Raw genomic sequence first — 21,699 nt, 5'->3', positions numbered from 1 at the left:
CCCGCCAGGTGTGCATCGGCGATCAGGTCGCCCAGGGGCATTTCCCCGGCGTCGTCGGCACGTCGGGCAATTGGCGAAGCGGCAATCGCGCCCACCGGCTTGAGCAGCACTTGGTTGCTGCGGGCTTCGACCTCCTGCTGCAGTTCGGCCAGGGCCTTGTCCTGTGGATAACGCGCCGGATCGGCCACCAGGTTGACCGCCTGGATGCTGGCTACCCGATGTTGGCCCGGGGTCACTTGCAGGGTCAGGTGGGTCAGCAAATGGCCGTAGGAATTGCCCTGGGTCACCAGCAGCGGCCCGACCTTGCACAGGTAGCCCTGGTGCGAGTGGGCGCTGATCAGCACGTCCACTGCCGGGTCGAGGCGCCTGGCGACATCGACAATGTCACCACCGAGTTGCGAGCAGTCAGGCTTGTCGAAAGGCTCCGGGGTGCCACCGCCCTGGTGAACCACCGCGACAATCGCGTTGACCCCCTGGGCGTTGAGTTCGGGGATCAACTTATTGATGGATTCGGCTTCATCCGTGACCTGCAGGCCACGCATGCCCTTGGCACTGACCACTGAGGCCACATCCCGCAGGACTGCGCCGACAAACGCCACCTTGACCCCACGCACCTCTTCGATGCGATAGGCCGGCAACAGCAGTTTGCCGGTGTCACTGTCGATCAGGTTGGCCGCCAGGTAAGGGAAACCGCTGCCCGGGTAGTTGGGGCGCAACTGGCAGGCTTTGTCCGGCCGCGATGACTGGCAGCCACCGTTGAGCTGGCGCAGGAACTCGGCCTTGCCGTTATCCAGCTCGTGGTTGCCGATGGCGCTGAGTTTCATGCCCATCTGGCGCAGGGCGTCCAGGGTCGGCTCGTCGGCCCACATGGCCGACAGCGGCGGGCTACCGCCCACCAGGTCGCCGGCACCGACGAACAGCAATTGCGGGTCCTGCTGGCGCAGTTGGCCGAGCATGCCGCCGAGGGTAGCAATGCCGCCCGCCTGGAGCTTGCGCACGCCGCCCGGGGCTTGCGGGTCCCTGATGCTGAAGGGGTTGGCTTGCAGGTAGCCGTGCAAATCGTTGATGGCGACGATGTTCACCGCCACCGGTTGCGGTTCGTGTGACAAGGAACTGCAACCGGCCAGGGTGACCAGGGCCAGGGTCAGTGCACCTAGCAGCCGAGGCATGGAAGGAAGACGCGACATGAAAAGAGTCCTTGGCAAGTCGGCAAAAAAATACCGCTGGCGAAGAGCGCGATCAGACGACGAAGGACGCTGAAAAACAGTGTCGGCTTCGCCGTCGATCACTCCCTGCGCCAGCGGCTACAGAGGGTAGATCATCAAGCCGGTTGCAGGCTGGCGTGGACCGCTGGCGCAGCCGCTGGAGCCTTTAGCGCCGTGCCCATACCGGCACGCAGCAGGAGGATCTTCAGGTGATCGGTGATGCGCTCGACCCGATCCTGGAAGTGGTTATGGAAGATCATGCTGCCCAGGGCGATGGCGATCCCCAAAGCAGTGGCGTACAGCGCAGTGCCGATGCCCTTGGACACTTCGCCAGGATCGCTGACGCCGGTCTCGGCCAGGGCCTTGAAGGTGTCGATGATCCCCAGGATGGTCCCCAGCAGGCCCAGCAGCGGTGCGGCAGTAACCACGGTTTCCAGCAGCCACAGGCCATGCATCAGCTTGCTGCGGGTGGCGATGTAGATCGACTCGCTGAGGTCTTCCAGGTCCTTGTGGCTGGCCAGCCCCTGCTTGTGCGCGAACAGTTCGCCAAGCATCTCCAGGGGCAGGCTGTTGCGCTCGCGCAGCGCAGCGGGCAGGTCGTCGACGCTGTGCATTTTCGGGTTGAGCACGGCCTCCAGTTTCTTCGCCTGGCGCAGGCTGAAACTGAAGTAGATGCCCCGTTCCACCGCGATAAAAGCGGCAATCGCGGCGGCGCCGTACATGGTGTAGAAGGTGATGTCGTGCAGCAGATTCATGTCCATCGTCATTTCCTCTTGTGCCTGAATCGAATCAGAACCCGGCTTCCAGGGAGACCATCGCGGTGCGTTCTTCACCGACGTTGTAGAAGGCTGTGCTCGGCGCCAGGCCATTGGTGCGCTGGGTGTTGAACGACACGGTGCGGGTCGAGGCCAGGTATTCCTTGTCGAACACGTTGAGCATGGAGAAGCGCAAGGTCGCGGACTTCAGCACTTTCTTGTCCACCGGCAAGTGGATACCGGCATTGAGGTCGAACACAGTGCGCCCGGAGATCTTCTCGTCGTTGGTCAGGTCGCCGTAGAAGGCGCCGACGTACTTGCCGACGACGTTGCCGTAGTAGCGCGAGTCGTCGTAGCCCAGGCTCAGGTTGAGCATGTTCTGCGGCACGTTGGCCAACTGTTTGCCGGAGGTCGGCAACAGCACGTTTTTGTTGGTCAGGTCGTCCATCTGCTCGGACTTGGTGTAGGTGTACGAGGCGTAGTAGTTGAAGTTGTGCGGCAACTTGCCGCTCCACTCCAGCTCCAGGCCGCGGTTCTTCACTTCGCCGACGTTGGCCACTACATAGTCGCCATTGAGGTCGGTGGTAGAGATCTGCCGATCCTTGAAGCTGATGTAGAACAAGGTTGCGCTCAGGGCCATGTTCTCTTCGCTGTAGCGCCAGCCCAGTTCCTGGTTCCAGCTCAGCTCGGGTTTCAGGCTGATGGCGTCACCCTTGTTGTAGAGCACGTAGTTGGGCGGCGTGCGCATGTTGCGGGTGACGTTGTAGAACGCCTGATTGTTCGGGTCGATCTGGTACTTGGCGTTGAAGCTGGGCAGGAACTGGTGGTACTTGGCGTCGCGTTTTTCCGGTTTGTCGGTGAGGCTGCCGAGGTTGTCGCCGTCACGTTCCACGTACTGGTAGGCCAGGGCCCCGGTCAGGGTCAGGTCCGGGGTCGCCTGCCAAGTGTCCTGCACCCAGAGCTTCTGCGCCGGGGTCACGGTGTATTGGTGCCGGCCCTGGACCGTGGCGCCATTGCGGTCCACCAGTTGGTCGGAACCGTTGTAGTCGCCCCAGACATCCTCCGGCGCACCGTTGCCCTTGATCCCGATGAAGGGCTGGGTCTGGCGCTGGCGGGCGCGCTCGTACCAGTAGCCGAAGTCCAGGCTGTGTGCTTCGTTGAGGTCCCACTTGAGCTTGGTGGTCATCCCGGGGCGCCAGGTCTCGGTCCATGACGGGCGATAGTAAGTGCCAGTGGGCAAGCCGCTGAGGTTGTAGTTGCCGGCCTTGCTTGAGGTGCTGGACAAGGTGGTGGCGGTCTGGCCGCTGAAGCTGCCGCCGTTGGACCAGACGTAGTACGGGTTGAAGGTCAGGCTCAGGTCGTCGCGCAGCTGGAAGCGCTGGGTCACCGAAGCGGTCACGCTCTCGAACGGGTTACGGTTGAGCTTGTAGGACTGGGACACGTTGCCGTTCTTGAACACGGTGTTTTCCGAGTAGTCCAGGCGCCGGCCCTGGGTCTGGAACTGCGACTTGCTGACACTGTTGTAGTTGTAGTTCTCCTGCAGGTTGTACTTGACGATGGCGCTGGTTGAGTTGCCGTTGCCGTCTTCGAACAGCGTGCTCCACTCGATCTTGTCGGCCCGCAGGGTGCCCTTGCCCCGCCACTTGTCGCCCTCGGTGTGGGACGCCGAGACCCAGGTCTTGAAGCCGCCCAGGTCACCGGTGTTGAGACGGGCGAAGCTCTTGCGCACGTTGTTCGAGCCGATGGACTGCTTGGCGAACACGCCGAAGTCCTTGCTCGGGCGTATGGTCACCAGGCCGATGTTGCCGCCGCTGGAGCCAATGTGCGGGCCGTCGGCTTCCGACGAGCCCTGGGTGACGAAGACTTCACTTAAGTTCTCCGGGTCGCCCATCAGGTTCGTGTAAATCGCGTAGTCCCCCGAGTCGTTGATCGGGAAGCCGTCGGAGGACAGCCCGACCTGGTCGGAGTTCATCCCGCGCATGGTGAAGTTGGTGCCGCTCAGGCCCGTGGCGTCGGTACTGGAAACGTTGATCCCCGGGGTGTACTTGAGCTTGTCCACGGCGTTGGCGGTGGGGGCCATCTGGTCCATGGCTTCCTTGGTCACGGTGGAGCGCCCCTTGGCGCTTTCTTCCTTGATCATGTGGCCGTTGCCCAGGGTCTGTTTACCGGCAACGTTCACCGAACCGACGTCAACTGTATCGTCGGCCAAAACCAATGGCGCAAAACTGCCCAGGCCCGATGCCAGAAGCAGGGCATAAAGTTTATTGATCTTCACGGGTCAATCCCTTGCTTACAACTTTCGTTAATAGGTGATGGGTTTATTCCACGTTGTAACTAAAGGTCGCGGTAAACCGTTGCTTGTTCTTGCCGGAGAATGCATCCGAGGGAAACGGTGAGACTTTCTCCACGCGGCGCAAACTGGTTTGCGCAGCGCGATTGAGCAACATGTTCGGCGCCTTGTTTTCGATGCCACTGTCGAGCACGTTGCCGGCCCGATCGACTTCCAGCCAGATCACCACATCGCCCTGGGGACGTTGCAACGAGGCCTCGCGGCCGCTGGGGTATTGCTTGTGCTTTTCCAGTTCCTTGCGCAAAGCGGCGGTGTACAGACTTTCCTTGATCGCACCATTGGGCGCTGCCGGAGCAGGCACTGGTGCAGGTGTCGGTGCGGCAACCGCCGGTCGCGGCGCTGCCGCCACCGCGGGCTGCGGAGCCGGGGCACTCTTGGCGACTTCCACCGGTGCCGGTCGGGGCGGTTGGGGCTTGGCCACCAACGGCTTGGGCACGGGCGGTTTCGGCTTGAGCACGGGCTTGGGTTTCGGCGGCTCGATCACCAGCGGCTCTTCATCCGGCACCACCAGCGGTGGCTCGGGTTCGATCGGCAGCGGCTCGGGCTCAGGAGGCACTGGCTCGACTGCGGCCACCAGTTCAGCGGCATCAATCAGCGCAATCTCTACCGTGCTCTCGTCGTAGACCGGCTTGATCTGCAGGCTTTGCAACTGGCTGGCGTAAATGACCAGTGCCAGCAAAGCGGCCGGCAACAAGCACGCCACCAACTTGCGGGTTTTATATAAACCAAACATGGCGTCAGGACTTACGTGTAGCGATAGAGACGGAAGAGAAGCCATTGCCCTTGAGCAAATCCATCACCGATACCAGGCGCTTAACTTCAACACCCTGGTCGCTATTAATAATGATCACCAACTTTTCGCTGCTGTCGTTAAGCACTTTAAGTTGTGCCAACAGCGTACCTTCATCCAGGTCCTGGCCATCGAGTTGCAGGCGCTCTTGCAGACCCAGGGTAATCACCGCCTTGCTCTGCGGTTTCAGTTGTTGCGCGGTACTGGCGACCGGCAATTGCGTCTTGATCCCCACCGCCGGAATCACGTTGAGGCTGATGAGTACGAAAAACACCAAGAGGAACATCATCACATCGATCATCGGGATGATTTCGATATGGGCCTTTTTCTTTTTAGCTACATCCCAGCTGCGCATCACTTGTCCCCCTGCTTCAGCCATCCCTCCCTTGTGAGAGCTGAATCACAACCCTCGCCGATCCTGACCATGTGTTCAGGAATGCGCAGATCATCCGCGCTACGTGTAACGGTTTAGTGACAGAACGGGGTGATATCGATGAATGTTCGGGAGCTCTGGGATGGGGGTCTCAGCGCAGGACGATGAGCCTTCCGAGTACCTTGTGCTGCTCAAAGCCCAGCGCCGCCTGCAGGGAGTCGAGAACTGCCTGCGGGTCATGGCTGGAAAAGCTGCCACTGACCCGTCGGTCAGCCAACTGATTGTTGAGCATCAGGATACGTCCCGGAAAATAGCGTCGCAGGTCTTCGACCACCTCGGCCAAGGGCGCGTGATAGTAGTTCAGCCAGCCTTGACGCCAGGCCAGTTGCGCCTCGCTGTCGACGCCATGCAACGGTTCTGCCTCGCCCTGGCCGTACGCCACTTGCTGGCTGGCGCCGAGCACCTGCTGCGGCGCACCTTTTGCCGCGGTGACGGCAACCCGCCCGGACAGCACCGTGACCTGCGCACCCCCGGGTTGCAGGCGCACTTCGAACTGGGTGCCCAGGACCCGGGCCTCGCCCTGCCCGGCCTCGACCACGAAGGGTTGCCCGGTATGGCTCACGCTGAAGAAACCGGCCCCGCGCCGCAGTTGCACATGCCGTTCGCCATGGCTGAAATCCACAGCAATCGCACTGTCGGCATCCAGGGTCACAGCACTCTGGTCGGCGAGAACCACGGTACGTACCTGGCCCGGGGCCGAGACGTAATCGGCTCCCAGGTCATCGACCCAGCGCCCGAGTTGCCAACCGGCCCCCAAGGCCACCGCCAGCACCACACTGGCGGCCATGGCCAGGCCTGCCGACCAGCGCCGCCGAGCGCGCCCCTTGGCCGCATCCATGGCACGCAACAATCCTTGCAGGGCAAAAGCTTCCTCGGTCGCCAGAGTGCGCGCCGGTTGTTCGCTCAACTCCCACAGCACCTGGGCCTGGGCATAAGCCTCGATATGTGCCGGATCGGCCTGCAGCCAATGGCTGAAGGTAGCCTGGTCGCCGCTGCTGGGTTGATCGTGGAGCAGGCTCAGCCAGGCCAGGGCGGCCTGTTCCTGGGCGGGCGTCGGGATGACGCAGGAGCGGTGGTTCACGGTGCATTCCTTGGCGTGCGCGTGGTCGCGGGTTCCCGCAGGCTGGCCTTGCAGGCTTCGAGGGCGCGCATCATATGTTTTTCCACGGCACTTTGGGACAGCCCCATGGCCTTGGCAATTTCGGCGTACTTTCGCCCATGGATGCGGTTGAGCAGGAAGATCTGCCGGGTACGCTCCGGCAGGCTGCGCAAGGCGGCCTCCACATGTCGCAGGTCATTGCCGGCTTCCAGCGCGGCCTGGGGCTCGATGCTGCGGTTGTCCTGCTGCTCCGGCAACCAGCCTTCACTGACCCGCACCCGCGCGCCTTCACTGCGCAGATGATCGATGGCAATGTTGCCGGCACAGCGCAGCAGGTAGGTGCTGAGTTCCTCGACCTGCACCAGCGGCCGACGCCAGAACCGCAGGAACAGGTCCTGCACCAGGTCGGCGGCCGTCGCCCGGCAGCCGACCCGACGGCTGACCAGGGCCTCCATCTGCGAACGCTGGGACAGGAACACCTGGAGAAAATGCGCACGGCTGCCCCGTGGATCGGGGTGATCCAACTCAGTGGGTTCCGGTGGCAGGGTGCTCATCACCGGCCGCTCCCTCAGAAATGCGCCAAGGCGGCGACCGGACTGGCCAGCAAGCTGGCCCCCGCCATCGACAGCACCAGGCGGGGGCGATAAGGCAGCAGCAGTACCAGCAGCAAGGCGCTGCACATCAACACCGCACACCACTGCACCAGCCCCAGGCTCCAGCCGGTATCCAGCACCGCTGCCGCCAACGACAGGCCCAGCAGCAGCCAGCCTCCCAGGCGCAAGCCATGCCGGCGCCGAGCCGTGGGCTTGTAGCCGAACAGCTCGCCGTGGTGCCGGTCCAGGGACAGGCACAGGGCGGTGAATCCGGCATAACAGAGCAGCAACGCCAGGAGCATTCAGTTCACCTCGGTTTCAGGGGCCAGTGGACGTGTACGGGTGGCACGCGGCGCGGCACGGGCGGCAACATGCCCGGCGCGCTGCATCTTGCGCGCGGCCCAGGCCAGGAACAGGCCGCCAGCCAGGCACGCCAGGTCGAAGCCTGCCAACATCCAGTCACCCCGGACCATGAAGCCATCCATCCGGCTAGGGCTGGTCAGGGCATCGAGCAATGGAATGCTGGTGAACAACAGGGCAGCCAGGCTCAGTTGCTCGACCCAGGCGCGACGGCCGCGCCGCAGCGCCGCGTGCAGCAGGCTCACGCCCCAGAGAATGAAGAAGCAGTTGACCTCCCAATCGGCACGCTCGGCGAACGCCACCGGCAACAGCCGATTGGCCCAGAAGAACCCCGCCACCGCGATTACCAGCCCGGACATGCTGGCGATGTTCAGCACTTCCACCAGCCGCAACTCGAAGGGCATCACCGCACTCTTGGCGTGTTTCAACTGGCGCTTGCCGAGCCAGATCACCAGCCCGGTGCCGATCATCGCGGTGCTCGCCAGGCCACAGATAAAGTACAGCCAACGCAACACCGGGCCGGCGAAATTGCCCACGTGCAAGCCGTAGAAACTGCCGCTGATGGCCTGCGGCAGGGACTGCTCGGGGCTGGCTTGCAGCGGCTGGCCGGTCACGCCGCTGAACGAGCGCATGCTGCCGAAGTCCCGGGCTACCTGATCGGCGCGGTGGCGATAGACCAGAACTGAGGCATTGATATCTCCCGGATGATTGACCACCAGCCGTCCCACACGACCGCCCGGCCAATGCGCCAGGGCCTGCTTGAGCAGCGGGTCGAGGGCCACCAGCGGTGCCGGCTGCCCGGCTGCCGGCGCGCTGTTGATGGCGGGACGCAGGTCCTTGAAGAAGGCATCGGTGTCGCCCTTGTAGGACGCCAGGATGCTCGCCGGCATGACCATGGACATGAAGATCACCAGGCTGCTGTAGGTGATCATCAAGTGAAACGGCAGCACCAGCACGCCCACCGCGTTATGCCCATCAAGCCAGCTGCGCTGGCCCTTGCGCGGACGGAAGGTGAAGAAGTCCTTGAAGATTTTCTTGTGGGTAATAATGCCGCTGATCAGCGCCACGAACATCACCATGGCCGCCGTGGTCGACAACCACCGGCCCCATGGATAGGGCATCTGCAACTGGAAGTGGAAGCGGTAGAAGAACTCGCCGCCACGGGTGTCCCGTACATGCAGTTCGCCGCCGGTAGTCGGGTCCAGGAGTTTCTCGGTAAAGGTGCCGCGTTCACCGGGCTTGCTCGGCGCCTGCCAGCCCACCGACAGGCTTGGCTGGCGGCCATCGGGCAGATTGATGAACCAACGTTGCGCCCCCTGGGCGTGCTGCTCCAGGTAGCGCTGGGCGACTTCCAGGCTGGCATCGGCGTTCAAGGTTCGGGACGGCGCCTCCGGCTGCATCCAGTGGGTGATCTCATCCTTGAAGTAGGACAAGGTCCCGGTGAGAAAAATCGCGAACAACAGCCAACCGAACAGCAGCCCGCTCCAGGTGTGCAACCAGGCCATGGACTGACGAAACCCTTCTTTCATGGGAACGCCATCCAATACGCACCGCCGGCGATCAGCCCCAGCCCGAGGCTCGGCACCAACAAGCCGAGCCAGGCCTGCCAGGCCGTGCGACAGGCAAAGCACCAGAGCACCGCCACCAGGTAGAACAGGAACGAGCTGAGCATCCCGCTGACCACCGCATCGGCCTGGGGCAAGGGCAGCAACAAGGTCAGGCAGACACTGGACAGCGCCGCCAACAGATAACCACCCACAACCGCAGCGCAGACCCGCGAGGCAACCGCCAGACGATAGGAAGCGGGAGTTCCGCCGACCTTGCTTTTCATGTTTGGACCTTACAGCGAGGAGAAGCCCGGGACGTTGCATAAGCGGCCGGACGCAATAGGCGGACAATACTAATGATAAATATTCTCATACGCAAAAAGCACCGACGAGCTCCGTCTGTTTCCATCGGTCCGGGCTGATTGCCGAATGCCATATCAGAACATTACAATGCGAACAATTCTTGTTCTCTTATGCGTGCGATTGCCGCAGGAGCGTTCGGCTTGTCCCACTCCGCTACCGTCGAAGGCCTCTATCAGGCCCATCACAGCTGGCTGAACAGCTGGTTGCGGCGCCGGCTCGGCTGCCCCCACAGCGCCGCCGACCTGGCCCAGGACACCTTTATCCGCGTGCTCAGCGCCCGGGAAACACCGACCCTGGTCGAACCTCGGGCGTTTCTCACCACCATCGCCAAACGAGTGCTGTGCAACCACTACCGGCGTCAGGACCTGGAACGCGCCTATCAGGAAACCCTGGCGCAGATGCCGGAGCAGGTAGCCCCCTCCGAGGAGGAGCGAGCCATCATCCTGCAGACCCTGATGGAGCTGGATGTACTGCTCGATGGCTTGCCGCGCCCGGTCAAGCGCGCCTTTCTGCTGTGTCAGTTGGACGGCCTGACCTACGGCGAAATCGCCCAGGAGCTGAACATTTCCATCGCCACGGTCAAACGCCACCTGAATAAAGCCGCCATGCGCTGCTACTTCGCCCTGTGAGCCCCGCGATGAATCCACAATTCAATGGCCAGCCCGACTTCAGCAATCAGGTGGCCGAGCAGGCGGTGCACTGGCTGATCGAAATGCAGGGCGGCCCCTTGAACCCGCGCCAGCAACAGGCCTGGCAGCAATGGCACGATGCCCACAGCGAACATCAACGGGCCTGGGAGCATATCCAGCGGGTCAATCTGCGTTTGCGCGGTTTGTCCTCGCCCCTGGCCCATGCCGCCTTGAACGCACCTCAGTCCGGCAGCCGGCGCCAGGCGCTGAAGCTGCTGCTGATTCTCGGCGCCGGTTCGGCTGCGGCCTGGGGCCTGCGTGAACACAACCCACTGCCGCCGCTGCTAGCGGACTACCGCAGCGCCGTGGGCCAGCGACGCACGTTGCAACTGAGTGATGGCAGCCAACTGCAACTCAACACCCGCAGTGCCGTGGATGTGCATTTTGACCGCGAGCAACGGCTGATCCGCCTGCTGGAGGGCGAGATCATGCTCAGCAGCAGCAAGGACCCGCGGCCACTGCTGGTGCAGACCGCCCAGGGGCTGGTGCGCTCCGCAGGTGCCAGGTTGAACCTGCGGCAATTCCAGGATCGCACCCAGGTGGCGGTGTTCAGCGGTACTGCCAGCGTGCTGCCGGAGAATTACCCGGCGACACCGCCCGCGGTGCCCGCCGGGCAGCAACTGTATTTCAGCAGCAACAGCTGGCAAGCCCCCCGGGCGCTGGATGCGGGCAGCGGCGCCTGGAGCGAAGGCATGCTGGTGGCGGCGCACATGCGCCTGGCGGATTTTCTCGACGAGCTGGGGCGTTACCGCCGTGGCCAGTTGAACTGCGATGCGCGGGTGGCGGACCTGCTGATTTCCGGCAGCTATCCCTTGGAGGACAGCGAACGGATTCTCGATCTGCTGGAAATCAGCCTGCCTGTCAAAGTACGGCGGTTTACCCGGTACTGGGTCACTGTCGAGGCGCGGGTGTAATTCTGACCCGCTGCTGACCCTGAACCACGGCCACTACATGGGGCGTGCTCCAGGCCAGGAAAAAAACTTTCATGACCGATGAGCCGTTTTGCCCGGCTCGGGTGACAGAGAAGGAAAGCCACCTTGATTCCCCCTTCTCAGGATCGCCGCTCATGACCCAGCAACCCACCCGCCTCACTCCCCTGGCCCGCAGCCTGCGCCACTTGCTGCTGGGAGCCAGCCTGAGCCTTGCCAACCTGTCATTGGTGCAGGCCGCCGAGGCCAAGAGCTATCACATCGCCCCGACATCACTGGAAAGCGCGCTGAACCAGTTCGGGCGTGAAGCCGGGGTGCTGATTTCCTTCGGTTCGCAGGTCGCCAGCGGTGTACAAAGCCACGGCCTGGAAGGTCACTACAGCCCTGAAGAAGGTTTGCAGACCCTGTTGCAAGGCACCGGCCTGCAAGCCCGGGCCGAGGGCAACAATGCCTTCAGCCTGCAACCGGCAAGCACCGAGAGTAGCCCGGCAGCGCTGCAACTGGGAGCGTCCACCGTGGTCGGCGACTGGCTCGGCGATGCCCAGCAGAGCAACGTCTTCGAGCACCCTGGTGCCCGGGATGTGATCCGCCGTGAAGAGTTCGAGCGCCAGGGCGCGACCCAGGCGCGGGATGTGCTCAACCGCATACCCGGGGTCAATGCACCGGAAAACAACGGCACCGGCAGCCACGACATGGCGCTGAACTTCGGCATCCGCGGGCTCAATCCGCGCCTGGCATCACGCTCCACAGTGCTGATGGATGGCATCCCGGTGCCGTTCGCCCCCTACGGCCAGCCGCAACTGTCGTTCGCCCCCATCAGCATGGGCAACATGGACGCAGTGGATGTGGTGCGTGGCGGCGGTGCCGTGCGCTACGGCCCGCAGAACGTCGGCGGCATCGTCAACTTCGTGACCCGGGCGATTCCCGACGCACCGACGGTCAAGGGTGGTTTTCAGACCGAGACCAGCCCGTCCTCCAGCCGTGACGGTTTCAAGAGAACCGGCAACCTGCTGGCCGGCGGTACCGCCGACAATGGCCTGGGCGGTGCCCTGCTGTATTCCGGCACCCGCGGCGGCGACTGGCGCGAACACAGCGACACGCAGATCGACGACCTGATCCTCAAGGGCAAGTACCAACTCGACGAGGCCAACAGCTTCAACGCCATGGCCCAGTACTATGAAGGCCAGGCGGACATGCCCGGCGGCCTGAACGTGGCGAACTACAAGGCCGACCCGTATCAGTCGACCCGCCCCTACGACAAGTTCTGGGGTCGCCGGACGATGTTCAACGTCGGCTACCGCTATCAGGAAGATCGCCGGGAATTCACCGTCAACAGCTTCTTCACCAAGACCCTGCGCAGCGGCTACCTGGACCAGGGCAGCTTCCTTTCCCTGTCGCCTCGGGAATATTGGGTGCGCGGCCTGGAAACCCGCTTCGCCCAGGGCTTCGACCTGGGCGACAGCAGCCACGAAGTGGGCGTCGGTTATCGCTACATCAACGAAGCCGGCCACGAACTGCGCTATCGCACGCCACTCACGGCCAATCAGCAACTGCCGACCACCCGTAGTCGCAACGACCGTGATACCCGTGGCGGCACCGAAGCCCACGCGTTCTTTGTCGACGATCGGATCGACATCGGCAAGTGGACCCTGACCCCGGGCATCCGCTACGAGATGATCGAGTCGCAGCAGAGCAACAACCTCAGCCACGTCAAATACAAAGGCGACTACAACACCGCGCTGCCGGCACTGAACGTGATGTATCACCTCAACGACAGCTGGAACCTCTACGCCAACACCGAAGGCTCTTTCGGCAGCGTGCAGTACAGCCAGATGCCCAACCGCGTGGCCAGCGGCGAAGTCAAACCGGAAAAGGCTCGCACCTGGGAAGTGGGCACCCGTTATGACCATGGCGCTCTGCGGGCAGAGATCGGGGCGTTCCTGATCAACTTCGATAACCAGTACGACAGCAACCAGACCAACGACACGGTGATCGCCCGGGGCGAAACCCGTCACCAGGGCATCGAGAGCAGCATCAACTATGCCCTCGACGGCCTGGACCCGGCCCTGGCGGGTTTCGATGTCTACGCCACCTACGCCTACGTCGACGCCAGCATTCGCGAAGACGGGGCGAACAAGGGCAACCGCGTGCCCTTTTCTTCCAAGCACAAAGGCACCCTGGGCATGAGCTACACCGAAGGCCCGTGGAAGCTCAACTTCGACAGCAGCTACCAGAGCAGCCAGTTCGCCGACAACGCCAACACCGCCACCGAGAGCGCCGACGGCAGCACCGGGCGCATCCCCGGCTACATGCTGTTCAGCAGCCGCGCCGGTTACGACTTCGGCCCGCAGCTGTCGGACCTGAATGTCGCGGTGGGGGTGAAGAACATCTTCAACCACCAGTACTTCACCCGTTCCTTCGACGACAACAACAAGGGCAAGTACGTGGGTGAACCCCGCACCCTCTACGTACAGACCTCTGTGGCATTCTGACCAGCGACCATGACCTGCGCCGGCTGGCCGGCGTTGGCAGCGCAAACGAAAACGGGCCTGCAATGCAGGCCCGTCGGTGGGGGGTAAAACTCAGCCGTCAACTATTGAGCGCGGCCTGTTGGTTTTCCAGGAATTCTTCTTCGAGCAAGGCATCAGCCTCGCTGCCATCGGTGCTGGGCACGGCCGCCGCACGTTTGCCGCGCAGTTTGCCGAACATGTGTTCCAAAGCACTTTCCAGCTTGACGGTGGCGCCGTCGATGGCCTGTTCCAGTGTGTCGGCCTTGTGGGTCACGGAAATGGGTTGGTGACCTTTCGGACGGGCTTCCAGCTGGCAGCGCATATCGTCCGGACCTGACTTTCCGCCGTTCTCGTCCCGCAGGTGGACCACTACCCGGGTGAGGTCTTCTTCGTAGCGTTCGAGCGTGCTTTCAACGGTGCTGCGCACCCACTCCTCCAACCGAAGGCTGCTTTGAATATGGTTATCGCTATGGACTTGGATTTGCATAGTTCTTCCCTTATTTCAGCTTGCTCGTAAGAGGGTCAAGGCAATGCACTTGAACCTGCATTTCGTGACCTCTTGATTACACAATTAGGCACCGCGACGAACATTTCAAGCCCTGAAAAAAGATAAATATTCATACGCAAATAAACCCGGACAAACTGCAATAGCGCTGTTAATGTCGGGAGTTAGCTCGGCTCAGGCTGCAGTCGCAAGCGCTCACAATTGCCCCTCTCCCAGAGGGTGCAGGCCGCGAAAAATCGCCGCCTCCTCCACCAGCCAGTCATGCACCGCGCGCACGCCCGGGTGATTCAGCGCGCCTGGTGCATAGAGCAATACATAGCGCTTGTGATTGGGCACCGCGAGGCCAAAGGGCACGATCAAGGTGCCACGCTCCAGCTCGTCGTTGAGCAGGGTCCGCCGGGCAATTGCCACCCCCATGCCAGCGATCGCCGCCTCGATGGTCAGGTGGTTGCGGTTGAAGGTGTGGCCACGGCGCACATCCGCGCCTTCAAAGCCAATGGCATTCAGGTAGAACTCCCACTCGGCGTACTCGTAGCTGCCGCGCCAGGCGGTGATGTCATGCAGCAACGGGAAATGCAGCAGGTCGACCGGACCGTGCAGCGGCGGCCGGCCCCGCAGCAGGCTCGGTGCGCACACTGGGAAAATCTGCTCATCCAGCAACGCAGTGGATTGCAGGCCGGGATAGCTGCCGTCGTTCAGGTCGATGGCCAGGTCGAAGTCGCCTTCGTGCAGGGCCACGCTGCTGTCCTCCGCCACCAGGCGCAGTTGGATTTCCGGGTAACGCTGCTGCAGGCGCGGCAGGCGTGGGGTCAGCCACTTGCCGAGGAACGAAGGAATCGAACGCAGGCGCAGCGTACCGCCGATCATTCCGGCGTCCAGGCGGCGCAATTCGGCATCGATACTGCCGTAGGCCTCGCTCACGGTCAGGGCCAGGCGCTGGCCCTCGGCACTCAGTTCGACGCCTCGGGCCCGGCGGTGAAACAGGCGGAAACCCAGGCGTTCTTCCAACTGGCGGATCTGCTGGCTGACCGCCCCGGGAGTGATGTGCAGTTCCTCCGCGCAGCGGGTAAAGGACAGGTGCCGCGCGGCACAGGAAAACACATGCAGCCAGACATAGGTCTGGGCATGAAACTGACGGCTCATCGTTTAGTCCTGCTAAAGGATCTCTTAGGAAGTTTCGTTGGTCAGTGCTGACCCAGGCGGGCAGTATCGCCGACATTGCGCTTGGCCTACAAAAAATGGCAGCGATCTACCTTCCATTGCTTGTAAGGCTTTAGCATGGCTATCAGTGTTTTCGATCTCTTCAAAGTCGGTATCGGCCCCTCCAGTTCCCACACCGTGGGCCCGATGCGGGCGGCCGCGACGTTCGTCCAGGCGCTCTTCGAGCAAGGCCTGGAGCAACAGGTGCGGCGTGTGCAGATCCGTCTCTACGGCTCCCTGTCCGCCACCGGTATCGGTCACGCCACCGACCGCGCCAGCGTCATGGGCTTGATGGGTGAATGGCCGGACAGCATCGACCCTACCAGCATCGATCCGCGGATCCAGCAGTTGCGCGACAGTGGCGAGTTGCTGCTGGGTGGCCGTACTGCCATTGCCTTCGACTGGTACCAGGACTTGCTGTTACTGGACGAAAGCCTGCCCTACCACCCCAATGCCATGTCGCTGACGGCCTTTGACGAAAACACCCAGCTGTTCGAGCAGACCTACTACTCGGTGGGCGGCGGTTTCATTATCGAGGCGGCCCAGGTCGAGGCCGGGACCGAGGCCGGCGCCAGTGTCGAATTGCCCTATGACTTCAACAGCGCCGCGCAACTGCTGGCGTTGTGCAAGCAGCACAAGCTGCGGGTCGGCGAACTGATGATGGCCAACGAACGAGCCTGGCGCAGTGACGCTGAGATCCGTAGCGGCCTGCTGCATATCTGGTCGGTGATGCGCGAATGCGTCGAGCAAGGCCTGCACCACGAAGGCACCCTGCCCGGAGGCCTGGGCGTGCCTCGGCGCGCAGCCAAACTGCACCGCAGCCTGCTGGAAATCGGCAAGCCCAACGTCATCACCTCGACACTCTCTGCCATGGAGTGGGTCAACCTGTTCGCCCTGGCGGTGAACGAGGAAAACGCCGCCGGCGGACGCATGGTCACCGCCCCCACCAACGGCGCGGCGGGAATCATCCCGGCGGTGCTGCACTACTACATGAAATTCAATCCCCAGGCCTCTGACGACGATGTCGTGGCGTTCTTTCTAGGAGCCGCCGCGGTGGGCATCCTGTGCAAGAAAAACGCCTCCATCTCTGGCGCCGAAGTCGGTTGCCAGGGCGAAGTGGGCTCGGCTTGCGCCATGGCCGCCGCCGGCCTGGCGGAAGTTCTCGGGGCCACCCCCGAGCAACTGGAGAACGCCGCTGAAATCGGCCTGGAGCACAACCTCGGCCTGACCTGCGACCCCGTTGGCGGGCTGGTGCAGGTGCCCTGCATCGAGCGCAATGCGATTGCCGCGGTGAAGGCGATCAACGCCACCCAGATGGCCCTGCGCGGCAACGGCCAGCACTTCATTTCCCTGGACCGGGTGATCCGCACCATGCGCGACACCGGCGCCGACATGCACGACAAATACAAAGAGACTTCACGGGGCGGCCTGGCAGTGAGCTGGGTGGAATGCTGAGGAGCCTTCCCTGACCGTCCGAACCACGTGAGCCCGAGCAAGAATAATAACGAGGCGATACCGATGACCGATGTACCTACACCTGCTGTCGAAAACCCTGCTGTAGCGACACACCGCGACACCGCAACGGCCGAAAAAGGTTGGAGCAAGCACGACACCACCTGGATGCTCGGCCTGTATGGCACCGCCATCGGCGCCGGCACCCTGTTCCTGCCGATCAACGCCGGGGTCGGTGGTTTCTGGCCATTGATCGTGCTGGCGCTGCTGGCCTTCCCCATGACCTTCTTCGCGCACCGCGGCCTGACCCGCTTCGTGCTCTCGGGACGTTCCGGGAACATCACCGAGGTGGTGGAAGAACATTTCGGGGTCGGCGCCGGCAAGCTGATCACCCTGCTCTACTTCTTCGCCATCTTCCCGATCCTGCTGGTGTACAGCGTGGCCCTGACCAACACCCTGGGCAGCTTCATGGAGCACCAGTTGCACATGACCCCGCCCCCTCGGGCGCTGCTGTCGCTGCTGCTGATCCTCGGCCTGATGGCCATTGTGCGCTGCGGCCAGGGCTTCATCGTCAAGGCCATGAGCCTGTTGGTCTATCCCTTCGTGGCCGCGTTGCTGTTGCTGGCCCTGAGCCTGATCCCCAACTGGAACGGCGCGTTCTTCGCCTCGGCCAGCGAAGGCATGTCCCTGTCGCTGTTCTTCAAGACCCTGTGGCTGGCGATTCCAGTGATGGTGTTTTCCTTCAACCACTCGCCGATCATCTCGGCCTTCGCGGTGGATCAGAAGCGTGAGTACGGCGCCCAGGCCGAGCGCAAGAGCAGCGGCATCCTGGCCATGGCCCACGGCATGATGGTGTTGACGGTGATGTTCTTCTGCTTCAGTTGCGTGCTGGCCTTGTCGCCAGCGGACCTGATGGCAGCCAAGGCACAGAACATCTCGATCCTGTCGTACCTGGCCAATCACTTCCAGACCCCGGTCATCGCCTATGCCGCACCGCTGATCGCCCTGGTGGCCATCACCAAGTCGTTCCTCGGCCACTACATCGGCGCCAGCGAAGGCTTCCAGGGGCTGATCGTGAAAAGCCTGCGCGGCCGCGGTCGCTCCCTGTCGGCCGGCCGCCTGGAGAAGATCACCGCTCTGTTCATGGTCCTCGCCTGTTGGGCAGTGGCCACGTTCAACCCTAGCATCCTGGGCATGATCGAAACCCTGGGCGGGCCGGTGATTGCCTGCCTGCTGTTCCTGATGCCGATGTACGCGATCCAGCGGGTGCCTTCACTGCGCCAGTATTCGGGCCAGCTGTCGAACCTGTTCGTGGTGCTGATCGGCCTGATCGCACTGTCAGCGATCATTTACTCGTTCCTGCCCTGAAACGGACCGGGATAAAAAAAGCGGACCTGATGGTCCGCTTTTTTGTGCCCGCAATCATTGCTCGGCGAGTTTCCCGGCATGTCCTTTGCTTTATCGCACTTGAGGAATATGGACGTTGGCAACCCTCGGCGAACGACCGGCCAGTGGTCTGGAATCGCGAACTAATTCCACGCCTTGCCAGTCAATGACTGCACGATCCAATCAAGTGGTGACGCACCATGGACAGCCCTTTTCAACTGATTACCGACACTTTCACCCCGGACTATCAGGTCAACCTGAGCATCCAGGGCCTGGACGGCAGCATCATGCTGACCCTGTCCCAAGCCGGCCGGGTAGTGGCCAAGCGCATGATCAGTGCGGCCCAGCGCAATGACCCGCAGCGGATCAAGCGCCTGGTGCAAAGCATTCAATTCGGCATCGCCATCGAGCAGGGACACAGCGCCGTGGCCATCCTCGAAGCCATGACCAACGGCGACAGCTTCAAGCTGCCGCCCCCCGCAGGCCAGGCACCCGCGCCCCTCGCCCTGAGGTGTTAAAGCTCGCCCTTTTCCACTTCCGGATGCTCGCCGGAGCCCGCACCGATCTTGCGCTGCGGGTGCTGGATCTTCACCGAAGGGAATTGCGACGAGGCGTAGCGCACCACCAGGATCGCGAAGGCCAGCAGCAGGATCCCGCCACACAGGTAGATGATCCCGATATCCGGCGGGTTGTGGTGGGAGACGTTGGAGATCAGCAACCGGGTCAGCGCAGTGATCGCCACGTAGATCAGAAAGCGCACCGGCATGTGGTTGGTCTTGAAGTAGATGCCGACCATCGCCCCCAATTCCAGGTAGATGAACAGCAGCAGGATGTCGTCGATCTTGATGTGGCCCGCCTCGATCATCTGTAAAAATTCCATCACCGCAGCCCAAGCGGTTACCGCGCCAATGGCGAACAGTGCCAGGTAATGGAATGTCTCGACGAACAGGTTACCCAGGGACTCGGCCAATTGATGGACGTTCTGTCGCAGGTTCTCGGCCCAATTGATTTTCACGGTGGTTCTTCCTTAGGTCGTTTCGACCGGATGATGCGGATCGGACGTGACGGTTGTTCTGCATGCAGAAAAAAGGCCAGGAGCCCGTTGGTGAGAGGCTGGCTGGATGCGATGAGGCACGTTGGCATGATGTGACCTCGGCCACATAGAAAAAATTTCCGTCTACATTAAAAAGCCACTATCCAAGGGAAAGGGTTTCGCCTATTCTCTCGACCTGTATATAGATACAGTATTTATACAGACCCATTATCGTGAAGGCATGTGAGGTGGTGAATGGCCGTCGAAGTGGTATACCGCAGCAGCCGAGATCTGGAGCGCTTGTTCATGGATAAAGCCGAAGCTGATCGTCATGACAAAATGCTCGAACTGGCTGAGTTGCTCGCCGAAGTGTTGCAAAAAGCCGTGCCGTCGCTGAGCGAGCAGCAGGTGGAAGAAGCCGGGATCTACATGGCGAAAAACCGCGATGTGTTCGCCAAGGCATTCAAGAGCCAGCCGGATGCGTTGTCCGAGTTGCTCAGTGCCCCCGCTCCCGCAGTGGAGGCTGTTGAAGCGCAGCAACCCGCCGAAGTCGAGGCGCCGGCCAAACCGGCAAAAGCGGCCAAGGCTGCGAAATAGGCTTCACGCAAATTGAATAAGCCCTGTGCCCACGGCACAGGGCTTTTTTCATGCCGGCGAATGCAAGGGTGCCACTGCTGCAGTGGCTGGCTAAATTGCCGTTATCCCTGGCGGATCAGGCAATTCGATAGCGTTGCGACGCAGCAGGGAAGTGATCTTGCGCACAAAGGTCAGGGGCAAATCTGTTGAGTCGCCATACAGCTCAACAATTCCCACCTCAACCGCGCTATCAACGATGCAGGCGAATGCCTCGACCTCTTCAGGCGCGATCAAAGCGGCAAGCTCCTGGGGCCAATCATCTCCGCGACCATTCAATGCCAGCAGCGCCCCGGCTCTCTCCCACGCCAGTAAACTGCCCTTTTCCGGGTAGCCCTCCAGGTGCTTTAGCAAGTCATCAACAGACGGGTGGCCAATGCCTTTTCGTTCGCAGTAAGCCGCCAGGCATGCCGCTGCGTACAACTGCAGTTGCCTGAGGGAACACCCGGCCAATGGCTGGTCAGTATCTGGCACGGTCATTGCGCGAGGTCCCACACCCTGGCGCCTTCGGAGCAATAGCCTGAGGCGATATCCATGGCTTCCAGAACTCGGTCTTCGAGCACTTGCGATGCGCCAAGCCTGAGCGATGCCAGGTAGTTGTATACGGCCTCTGCGGCAAAGCCCTTGTCCCGGTACGACACAAGAACATCGCGAACCGACTCAATGTCCGCCCCCGCCCGCAACAGGCAGGACAACGGCTCATCCAACCCACTCTCCAGCGCTTCAAGCATCGTTCAATACAGTCCTTGTCAGTGGGTGCTCTGGAGCCGGATGTTACAGAGAGCGGCGCGAAGGGTTAAGGCATGAATGCCTAGCGGTACAGCACCCGCTCCGCCAGTTCGTCGGCCACTCGCGCCGGGGAGCGTTTTTCTGCCTGGGCATGGGCGAAGATTTCCGTCAGGCGCAGGCTGATCTTCGACAGGTGGGCAGTGATGACCGAGAGTTCTTCATTGCGATGCTTGAGGGACACGTAGATCAAGCCCCCCGAGTTGATCACGTAATCCGGGGCGTAGAGAATCCCGCGCCGCTCCAGTTGATCGGCAACCTGCAGGTTGGTCAGTTGATTGTTCGCCGAACCGGCCACCGCTGCACAGCGCAGTTGCGCCACGCTGAGGCTGTTGAGCACCGCCCCCAGGCCGCAGGGCGCGAGAATGTCGCAAGGGGTGCTGAGCAGTGAGTCATTGGCAATCGGGTGCGCACCCAGTTGCTCCATGGCCAGTTGCACCTTGCCGGAATCGATATCGCTGACCAGCAATTCTGCCCCGGCGGCATGCAGTTGTTCGGCCAGGGCATAACCGACGTTGCCCAAGCCCTGGATGGCCACCCGCAAGCCTTCCAGATTGTCGCTGCCCAGGCGTGCCATGGCGGTGCTGCGAATGCCGGCGAAAACCCCCATGGCCGCATGAGGAGCCGGGTCCCCGGCAGCGGTGGTACTGGTGACGTAGCGGGTCTGCTGGGCGATGCAATCCATGTCGGCCACCGAGGTGCCGCTGTCGATCGCAGTGATGTAACGCCCATCCAATTGCTCGATGCAACGACCAAAGGCCTCGAACAGCGCAGCGCGGCTTTCCACATGGGCGGGACGGATGATTACCGCGGTACCGCCGCCTTGAGACAGGCCGGCCAGGGCAGCCTTGTAGCTCATGCCCTGGGCCAGGCGCGCGGCATCCTCCACGGCACTGGTATCGTCGGGATAGGCGAGATAACGGCAACCACCCAGGGCAGGCCCCAGGCGGTTGTTGTGGATGGCAATGACTGCCTTCAACCCGGTGCTCGGGTCGACGCTGAGGTGCAGCGATTCAAGGCGAGTACTGTGCATGAGAGCGAACATCGACGGGCTCCCGAATCACTTCTTGTAGTCGCCAGT

General features: G+C 62.2%; 22 protein-coding genes and 1 pseudogene. 7 read left to right on the top strand and 16 right to left on the bottom strand.

What is annotated here, in order from left to right; genetic code table 11:
- The 10 genes from GV818_RS25450 to GV818_RS25405 all read right to left on the bottom strand — a co-directional run.
- Positions 1 to 1,187, bottom strand: a 1,187-nt coding sequence (locus tag GV818_RS25450; RefSeq protein ID WP_161777839.1) for a metallophosphoesterase, incomplete at its 3' end; no start/stop codon positions are given.
- Positions 1,188 to 1,321: 134 nt separating this feature from the next.
- The gene (locus tag GV818_RS25445) at positions 1,322 to 1,966 is read right to left on the bottom strand and encodes a MotA/TolQ/ExbB proton channel family protein (RefSeq protein ID WP_161755437.1); all 645 of its coding nucleotides are present in this window, start codon (positions 1,964 to 1,966) and stop codon (positions 1,322 to 1,324) included.
- Between the two features lie 28 nt (positions 1,967 to 1,994).
- Positions 1,995 to 4,235, bottom strand: coding sequence for a TonB-dependent receptor family protein (locus GV818_RS25440; RefSeq protein ID WP_161755439.1), 2,241 nt, complete (start codon positions 4,233 to 4,235; stop codon positions 1,995 to 1,997).
- A gap of 43 nt (positions 4,236 to 4,278) precedes the next feature.
- Positions 4,279 to 5,043 carry an energy transducer TonB family protein gene (locus GV818_RS25435; RefSeq protein ID WP_161755441.1) on the bottom strand — a complete coding sequence of 255 codons (765 nt, stop codon included), beginning with the start codon at positions 5,041 to 5,043 and terminating at the stop codon, positions 4,279 to 4,281.
- Between the two features lie 4 nt (positions 5,044 to 5,047).
- On the bottom strand, positions 5,048 to 5,455 hold the full coding sequence (locus tag GV818_RS25430; RefSeq protein ID WP_161755443.1) for an ExbD/TolR family protein: 408 nt from the start codon (positions 5,453 to 5,455) through the stop codon (positions 5,048 to 5,050).
- A 169-nt stretch (positions 5,456 to 5,624) separates the two neighbouring features.
- Entirely contained in the window at positions 5,625 to 6,614 is a 990-nt protein-coding gene (locus GV818_RS25425; protein ID WP_161755445.1) for a FecR family protein, read from the bottom strand.
- On the bottom strand, positions 6,611 to 7,186 hold the full coding sequence (locus GV818_RS25420; protein WP_161755447.1) for an RNA polymerase sigma factor: 576 nt from the start codon (positions 7,184 to 7,186) through the stop codon (positions 6,611 to 6,613). The genes GV818_RS25425 and GV818_RS25420 overlap by 4 nt, the downstream gene beginning before the upstream one ends.
- Before the next feature lie 14 nt (positions 7,187 to 7,200).
- Positions 7,201 to 7,527, bottom strand: coding sequence for a DUF3325 domain-containing protein (locus GV818_RS25415; RefSeq protein WP_161755449.1), 327 nt, complete (start codon positions 7,525 to 7,527; stop codon positions 7,201 to 7,203).
- The gene (locus GV818_RS25410; protein WP_161755452.1) at positions 7,528 to 9,114 is read right to left on the bottom strand and encodes a PepSY-associated TM helix domain-containing protein; all 1,587 of its coding nucleotides are present in this window, start codon (positions 9,112 to 9,114) and stop codon (positions 7,528 to 7,530) included. It abuts the gene before it with no gap.
- Entirely contained in the window at positions 9,111 to 9,416 is a 306-nt protein-coding gene (locus GV818_RS25405) for a DUF3649 domain-containing protein (RefSeq protein ID WP_161755454.1), read from the bottom strand. Before GV818_RS25405 ends, GV818_RS25410 begins: the two co-directional genes overlap by 4 nt.
- A gap of 189 nt (positions 9,417 to 9,605) precedes the next feature.
- On the opposite strand from GV818_RS25405, the gene GV818_RS25400 reads away from it, so the two are divergent.
- From GV818_RS25400 to fecA, 3 genes are all read left to right on the top strand, one after another.
- A complete protein-coding gene (locus tag GV818_RS25400; protein WP_178125109.1) occupies positions 9,606 to 10,124 on the top strand; it encodes a sigma-70 family RNA polymerase sigma factor in 519 nt (172 codons plus the stop codon).
- An 8-nt stretch (positions 10,125 to 10,132) separates the two neighbouring features.
- Entirely contained in the window at positions 10,133 to 11,098 is a 966-nt protein-coding gene (locus GV818_RS25395) for a FecR domain-containing protein (protein WP_161755458.1), read from the top strand.
- A gap of 152 nt (positions 11,099 to 11,250) precedes the next feature.
- Positions 11,251 to 13,605, top strand: coding sequence for a TonB-dependent Fe(3+) dicitrate receptor FecA (gene fecA / locus GV818_RS25390; protein ID WP_161777838.1), 2,355 nt, complete (start codon positions 11,251 to 11,253; stop codon positions 13,603 to 13,605).
- 97 nt (positions 13,606 to 13,702) lie between these two features.
- Here the strand turns inward: fecA and GV818_RS25385 are convergent, their stop codons facing one another.
- The gene (locus tag GV818_RS25385) at positions 13,703 to 14,110 is read right to left on the bottom strand and encodes an HPF/RaiA family ribosome-associated protein (protein ID WP_161755462.1); all 408 of its coding nucleotides are present in this window, start codon (positions 14,108 to 14,110) and stop codon (positions 13,703 to 13,705) included.
- 213 nt (positions 14,111 to 14,323) lie between these two features.
- Positions 14,324 to 15,271, bottom strand: coding sequence for a LysR substrate-binding domain-containing protein (locus tag GV818_RS25380; RefSeq protein ID WP_161777837.1), 948 nt, complete (start codon positions 15,269 to 15,271; stop codon positions 14,324 to 14,326).
- 135 nt (positions 15,272 to 15,406) lie between these two features.
- On the opposite strand from GV818_RS25380, the gene GV818_RS25375 reads away from it, so the two are divergent.
- The 3 genes from GV818_RS25375 (at position 15,407) to GV818_RS25365 (ending at position 18,684) form a co-directional block, all read left to right on the top strand.
- Complete coding sequence (locus GV818_RS25375) at positions 15,407 to 16,783, top strand: L-serine ammonia-lyase (protein WP_161755466.1); 1,377 nt, start codon at positions 15,407 to 15,409, stop codon at positions 16,781 to 16,783.
- A 63-nt stretch (positions 16,784 to 16,846) separates the two neighbouring features.
- Complete coding sequence (locus GV818_RS25370) at positions 16,847 to 18,148, top strand: serine/threonine transporter (RefSeq protein ID WP_161777836.1); 1,302 nt, start codon at positions 16,847 to 16,849, stop codon at positions 18,146 to 18,148.
- A 218-nt stretch (positions 18,149 to 18,366) separates the two neighbouring features.
- Entirely contained in the window at positions 18,367 to 18,684 is a 318-nt protein-coding gene (locus GV818_RS25365) for a DUF3509 domain-containing protein (RefSeq protein ID WP_161755470.1), read from the top strand.
- On the opposite strand, the gene GV818_RS25360 is transcribed toward GV818_RS25365, so the two are convergent.
- Positions 18,681 to 19,181: a phosphate-starvation-inducible protein PsiE gene (locus GV818_RS25360; protein ID WP_161755472.1), complete on the bottom strand. Its 501-nt coding sequence runs from the start codon at positions 19,179 to 19,181 to the stop codon at positions 18,681 to 18,683. The two genes, GV818_RS25365 and GV818_RS25360, sit on opposite strands and share 4 nt — an antisense overlap.
- A gap of 273 nt (positions 19,182 to 19,454) precedes the next feature.
- Here GV818_RS25360 and GV818_RS25355 point away from each other — a divergent pair.
- Positions 19,455 to 19,709: pseudogene (locus tag GV818_RS25355) on the top strand (YebG family protein); the annotation flags it as partial.
- Between the two features lie 177 nt (positions 19,710 to 19,886).
- Here GV818_RS25355 and GV818_RS25350 read toward each other — a convergent pair.
- From GV818_RS25350 to GV818_RS25340, 3 genes are all read right to left on the bottom strand, one after another.
- Positions 19,887 to 20,312 carry a hypothetical protein gene (locus GV818_RS25350; protein ID WP_161755476.1) on the bottom strand — a complete coding sequence of 142 codons (426 nt, stop codon included), beginning with the start codon at positions 20,310 to 20,312 and terminating at the stop codon, positions 19,887 to 19,889.
- Positions 20,309 to 20,563: a hypothetical protein gene (locus GV818_RS25345; protein ID WP_161755478.1), complete on the bottom strand. Its 255-nt coding sequence runs from the start codon at positions 20,561 to 20,563 to the stop codon at positions 20,309 to 20,311. The genes GV818_RS25350 and GV818_RS25345 overlap by 4 nt, the downstream gene beginning before the upstream one ends.
- Before the next feature lie 80 nt (positions 20,564 to 20,643).
- Complete coding sequence (locus tag GV818_RS25340) at positions 20,644 to 21,663, bottom strand: Leu/Phe/Val dehydrogenase (protein WP_161755480.1); 1,020 nt, start codon at positions 21,661 to 21,663, stop codon at positions 20,644 to 20,646.
- Between the last annotated feature and the right edge of the window lie 36 nt (positions 21,664 to 21,699).

Origin of the sequence: Pseudomonas sp. Fl4BN1 (genome assembly GCF_009908285.1) — a bacterium.
Classification (GTDB): domain Bacteria; phylum Pseudomonadota; class Gammaproteobacteria; order Pseudomonadales; family Pseudomonadaceae; genus Aquipseudomonas.
The sequence above is the reverse complement of the archived record's forward strand: the minus strand, read 5'-3'. Positions and strand labels throughout refer to the sequence as shown.

Bases quoted from the DNA above. Each gene is read 5' to 3' on its own strand.
- GV818_RS25410 (WP_161755452.1), bottom strand. From the start codon at position 9,114: ATGAAAGAAGGGTTTCGTCAGTCCATGGCCTGGTTGCACACCTGGAGC.
- GV818_RS25420 (WP_161755447.1), bottom strand. From the start codon at position 7,186: ATGAGCACCCTGCCACCGGAACCCACTGAGTTGGATCACCCCGATCCA.
- GV818_RS25445 (WP_161755437.1), bottom strand. From the start codon at position 1,966: ATGGACATGAATCTGCTGCACGACATCACCTTCTACACCATGTACGGC.
- GV818_RS25435 (WP_161755441.1), bottom strand. From the start codon at position 5,043: ATGTTTGGTTTATATAAAACCCGCAAGTTGGTGGCGTGCTTGTTGCCG.
- GV818_RS25375 (WP_161755466.1), top strand. From the start codon at position 15,407: ATGGCTATCAGTGTTTTCGATCTCTTCAAAGTCGGTATCGGCCCCTCC.
- GV818_RS25400 (WP_178125109.1), top strand. From the start codon at position 9,606: ATGCGTGCGATTGCCGCAGGAGCGTTCGGCTTGTCCCACTCCGCTACC.
- GV818_RS25340 (WP_161755480.1), bottom strand. From the start codon at position 21,663: ATGTTCGCTCTCATGCACAGTACTCGCCTTGAATCGCTGCACCTCAGC.
- GV818_RS25365 (WP_161755470.1), top strand. From the start codon at position 18,367: ATGGACAGCCCTTTTCAACTGATTACCGACACTTTCACCCCGGACTAT.
- GV818_RS25405 (WP_161755454.1), bottom strand. From the start codon at position 9,416: ATGAAAAGCAAGGTCGGCGGAACTCCCGCTTCCTATCGTCTGGCGGTT.
- GV818_RS25385 (WP_161755462.1), bottom strand. From the start codon at position 14,110: ATGCAAATCCAAGTCCATAGCGATAACCATATTCAAAGCAGCCTTCGG.
- GV818_RS25395 (WP_161755458.1), top strand. From the start codon at position 10,133: ATGAATCCACAATTCAATGGCCAGCCCGACTTCAGCAATCAGGTGGCC.
- GV818_RS25415 (WP_161755449.1), bottom strand. From the start codon at position 7,527: ATGCTCCTGGCGTTGCTGCTCTGTTATGCCGGATTCACCGCCCTGTGC.
- GV818_RS25350 (WP_161755476.1), bottom strand. From the start codon at position 20,312: ATGACCGTGCCAGATACTGACCAGCCATTGGCCGGGTGTTCCCTCAGG.
- GV818_RS25370 (WP_161777836.1), top strand. From the start codon at position 16,847: ATGACCGATGTACCTACACCTGCTGTCGAAAACCCTGCTGTAGCGACA.
- GV818_RS25430 (WP_161755443.1), bottom strand. From the start codon at position 5,455: ATGCGCAGCTGGGATGTAGCTAAAAAGAAAAAGGCCCATATCGAAATC.
- GV818_RS25345 (WP_161755478.1), bottom strand. From the start codon at position 20,563: ATGCTTGAAGCGCTGGAGAGTGGGTTGGATGAGCCGTTGTCCTGCCTG.
- GV818_RS25380 (WP_161777837.1), bottom strand. From the start codon at position 15,271: ATGAGCCGTCAGTTTCATGCCCAGACCTATGTCTGGCTGCATGTGTTT.
- fecA (WP_161777838.1), top strand. From the start codon at position 11,251: ATGACCCAGCAACCCACCCGCCTCACTCCCCTGGCCCGCAGCCTGCGC.